Annotated in this window: 5 protein-coding genes; 1 reads left to right on the forward strand and 4 read right to left on the reverse strand. The window is 56.8% G+C overall.

The window, feature by feature from the left end; translation table 11 throughout:
• Nucleotides 1-90 precede the first annotated feature (90 nt).
• Nucleotides 91-744, forward strand: a complete 654-nt coding sequence (locus RFM41_RS34370) for a 4'-phosphopantetheinyl transferase family protein (RefSeq protein ID WP_430691607.1) — start codon at nt 91-93, stop codon at nt 742-744.
• A gap of 387 nt (nt 745-1131) precedes the next feature.
• On the opposite strand, the gene RFM41_RS33840 is transcribed toward RFM41_RS34370, so the two are convergent.
• The 4 genes from RFM41_RS33840 to RFM41_RS33855 form a co-directional block, all read right to left on the reverse strand.
• Nucleotides 1132-2274 carry a nucleotidyltransferase-like protein gene (locus RFM41_RS33840; protein ID WP_320215319.1) on the reverse strand — a complete coding sequence of 381 codons (1143 nt, stop codon included), beginning with the start codon at nt 2272-2274 and terminating at the stop codon, nt 1132-1134.
• A 3-nt stretch (nt 2275-2277) separates the two neighbouring features.
• Nucleotides 2278-2904, reverse strand: coding sequence for a Cap15 family cyclic dinucleotide receptor domain-containing protein (locus RFM41_RS33845; protein ID WP_320215318.1), 627 nt, complete (start codon nt 2902-2904; stop codon nt 2278-2280).
• Between the two features lie 57 nt (nt 2905-2961).
• Entirely contained in the window at nt 2962-3144 is a 183-nt protein-coding gene (locus tag RFM41_RS33850) for a hypothetical protein (protein WP_320253487.1), read from the reverse strand.
• A 593-nt stretch (nt 3145-3737) separates the two neighbouring features.
• Nucleotides 3738-4067 carry a hypothetical protein gene (locus RFM41_RS33855; RefSeq protein WP_320253488.1) on the reverse strand — a complete coding sequence of 110 codons (330 nt, stop codon included), beginning with the start codon at nt 4065-4067 and terminating at the stop codon, nt 3738-3740.
• Between the last annotated feature and the right edge of the window lie 207 nt (nt 4068-4274).

A 4274-nucleotide genomic window follows, 5' to 3' on the forward strand; every position in this document is an offset into this window, starting at 1 on the left:
TGATGGCTGGGCCGAAATCCAGCAAGACGGCTCCATCACCGGCCAAATCTGCTTCCACAACGGCGACGAAGCTGACTTCATCGCCCGCAAGTGGATTTCTTCAACAGCCTGTTAGAGAGCTACACGGAGGATCTTTTTGATGAGCTGGCGATAGAGACTCCCGTCAGCCTGTCCCGGGCATTGCCCATTCGTCGTGCCGAGTTTCTCGCCGGTCGAGCGATCGCTCGCGCTGCATTGCATATGCTGGGTCAACCCGCTCCCCAAATTCCCATCGGCCCAGACAGGGCCCCCCTTTGGCCTCCAGGTTCTGCGGGTTCGATATCGCATGCAAGAGGGCATTGTGCGTGTTTCGCCATCGCCGACGGAACATGCCAAGCAGGTGTCGACGTGGAGGCGACGGCCAGCGGCCATGCACTGGAATCGCTTCTGAGCACGACCGTCGACGACGATGAACGTGCATTGATAGCTCGACAGTCCGCTCTTTCTCCAGACGGCCTAGTCACTCTGCTTTTTTCCGCGAAGGAAACTCTCTTCAAAGCACTCTATCCGACGGCTAGGCACTTTTTCGGATTCGACTGTGCCCAAGTGCGAGCGGTGCCTCGAGACGGGCGTCTACGACTGCATCTGACACGAACCCTTTGTCGGGAATTGCCCAAGGGCGAACGCTTCGACGTTAGCTTTGAAATCACAGCGGGCCACGTTTTGACCTGGTTGGCGGTGCGCCGCCATGACGCGTCGATATAGGGCCGTGTTGGCGACCGTGATTCCATGGCACGGGCTGCAAACTTGTACACGATCAAACGGACGTCAGTTCCTCCTCCGTGGCGAGCCACGTGGAAAGGCGGACTTGGAAGTGCGGTCCACTGCAACAAACTTGTGCAACTTGCCACGTCTCACGATCATCTCTTGGTGCGAAAAAAGGATAACTCCAAACCTGGGCGCCTTTTGGTGAGAACGTCTGCGGCCAGCTCTATGCTTGATGTTGCTGGTGAGTGACCAGCTAAGAGGACTGGTTTGCCGGGCGAACGACGCCTAGGTCCACGTCTCATACGTTGATCCGGGCAGTCTAAATTTAACATTGCCATTTCCAGCCGCCGACCGATGCCCGAATGCGGTAACCGAAGACAGACGTCAGGATGGCACGTATATCCCTTCGATGGCCTTACGACTCTCTTCCAGCGGGAGGGCGTCATATTGGCGGATCATCCGCGACTGCTCCTTGGCCACTTCGCGGGCGAGGTCATCGACTTCAGCCGACAGAACGTCAAGGCCCGCGAATTTTGATTCGGAATCGAAGATTTTACGCGTGCCGTCTGGAACGTCGAGCGTGCGAGCATAGGCCTTGTTGTTCCGCAGCAGCTCCAGGAAACGCTGCGTTTCGGCAAGGATGGCCAACTCGTAAACCTGTCCGACTTTCAGCGCGCCTTGGTCTGCGTGGAACATTACGCCGGCGATATCGAAACTCGGGAGGGAGACTTCTCTGCCGTCCTCGATGGCGTCGTTCTTCACGTTTTTGGCAAGGCGTATTGCCTTCTTGAGACCCCCGCCCGCTTCAAGCTGGTCGCGATTGTCAACCCGATCGATGTGCAGAAATGGCATGTTGTCGATCGTCTCGGAATTCTTCTTATCAATGATTTTGACGCCGCGATCAGGCAATTGGAGAGTACGCTGGTATTCCACGGTATCGATCCAATGCGAGGGCACGACATCGACCGGACGCGCCAGGCTGCCACCGGCGATGCAGATGGCCTTACCCCCAGACGTATCAACATCGGCGGCAGGGTAGGCATCGACCAGTATTTTTTCGCATTCCTTTCTGAGCCGCAACAGTCGATCCCGAGACGTTTCGGTGGCGGGGGTGGAATAATATCCGGCCAGCGCCCTGGCGCCTGCGCTATAGTAGGTCAGAAAATCGGCATCAAGATTCAAGAGATCGACGTCGCTCACGCCGCGGATGTGGACATTCAGCGGCACGGAGCCTTGGAGCCGAAACTCGACAGACCATCCATTGGATTCGAGTTTGTCCTTCAGCTGCTTACCAACGCGTTCGGCGGTCTCGATGCTTTTCTGAGTGTAATCGGGACCAACCTCTGCCATGGCGCCGAGGGCGTAGCGTGTATAGGGCTGCGACAGGGCACGTTTCTGCCACGCTTCCTCCGCCAAGCTTTTTGACAACACCTCATGTTTTGCGACCTCATTCAGTCGGCCGAGCCGGTCCATGCCGAGGCGACGGGTTTTCAGCTGGCGGAGACGCCTTTCTATATCTCTTGCCATTTTTTACATCCTCGTAAGGGTCATCTTGCCGAAGGTGAAGCGGCCGTGCCCGTTGAAATATTCTCCATTGCCGGACCTCAAGTCCTTGGCGAAGGTGATGTCGGCCGAGCCCCGATGTGATCGCAGCTCGACCTCGTTGATGTTGGGATCGTTCTTGTAGGAGTAGAACAACCTAAATCCGTCGGCCTGATCGTAAATCAGCGCGGCACTTGTGCTATTTGAGCCAGATTGTGAGGACTTTAAACGAACCCGGATACGGTCCCAGCTCTGAACGATGGTGATAGTTGCGCTCCACTCGTGGCCATGGCTGCCGTCGGGGTTGATCGTCTGGCCTTGCACGGCCCATTCGCCGGCCAGATTGGGGACCTTCAGCACGGACGCCAGCGGCCACCATTTCCAAGCGTATTTTTCGAGCAACCAATAGAGCACGACAAAGACGGCCCCGGCGCTAACCAGCGACAGGACCGAGGGCGGCAAGTTTGCCGCAAGGCCAAATGTCTTGGCAATATCAATGGCGGAGAGCAGCAGGAAAACCACGCCAGCGGACACGACGCCTGAGACGATACCCAGATAGTGGCCGATGCGCGCACGGTTGACGCCGCCGAGCACGGTATATTCGTGTTCGAGCATGACAGATCTTACGAAGGTAAATTGCGGCGGCAGTGGGAGGACTGCCGCCGATTCCGATTACTTGGTTTTCGTAGGGTCGGTCAGGCGGTACTTCTGGCCGGGCGCAAGAGTAGGGGGGAGAGGTTCACCCTTCACCACCGTGCGCTCGACACCGGTGCCGCCGCCACGCGGTCCGGTGATCTCATATTGCCCCGACTTCGGGGCGGTTTCGCCAGGCTTGTAAAGATTGTCGTCGGTCATGGCCGTTAGTCCAGGTGGTTGCCATAGGGCGGCCATTCGGCACTAGATACCGACTCGCTGAGGGTGCGGACTAGCGTTTCGGCTGCAAACAAACGGCACCACCAGACCGCAGTTCAAAACCAAAAGATGGCAGGTGACGGAAACGTTCCTTGCGCCTTCTTAAGCATCGTATAATAGGATGTAAATACCAAACTGGCGTTTTGTCGCTCGCTTGTATTGGGGATTCTATCCCAGAAGCGGAAATAAACTCACAGGCCAGTTTACTTTTTTGCACGCTCTTAATTTCGGCAGGAATGCTATCGCTCACCCGAGACAACGCGGCATAACCGTGCCTAGGCGGCCAATGAGTTCCGCTAAGCAGAACGCTGACTTCAAGAGATTCCTGGTGTGGCACCAGATTTGAAAGTCGGAAGATGGTTCACGAACAGCGCCGAATGAAGCGAAGGCTCGGCAATCTGGATGATCAACGCGGTCGAGAATGGCACGCTGCCCTCGGCGGTAATCAGAAGTTGATTCGCTGTCTCGAAGCCGCTCGTGAGGCACCTTTCAAGTTGGTGCCCATGTTTACTCACTATTGGCAGGTTCGACGCAGATCAATTTCGATGCTTCGTTCGGGACGCATCCCACACCGTGCAACGTGATTTGAGACCCGGCTTGCCATCCGAATCGAGCAAGATGACGCGATCAGTCGCGCTCAACTTGTGCGCTTTTTTTGAAGCGACCACCCAGCCTATTTCTGCAAGACTTAACGGGCGTGAGCGAGCGTATTTCGTCCTGACAATTTCGCTTGGATGGCAGTCGATTTCTGCAAATTGGGGTGGGATGGCCTCGTCGTAAAAGGGATTTCCGGCAACTGGACGTGGGAAGCCAATTTGCGCGCGACCACGCTCGAACTTCCGGGAGCCGAGAGATGTCGTCGCCAAGGCGCGCGCCTAGTCTGAATGCCGGGCGGCGATGAGCCCGTCGTCGTCCGCGGAGGGGTAGAAGCATTGAGGGAGCTTTGAGGCTATGCAATTTGTGATCATGTCCCGGGATGTGGTGTAGCTGGCGGCATTGGTCGCCGTGCTCTCCGGCAAGCGCCGGAATGATCAGCGCGCCACTGCCGGCAGGCTGATGAGCGGATCATCGCT

It is taken from the genome of Mesorhizobium vachelliae, assembly GCF_033977325.1.
Lineage (GTDB): Bacteria > Pseudomonadota > Alphaproteobacteria > Rhizobiales > Rhizobiaceae > Mesorhizobium > Mesorhizobium vachelliae.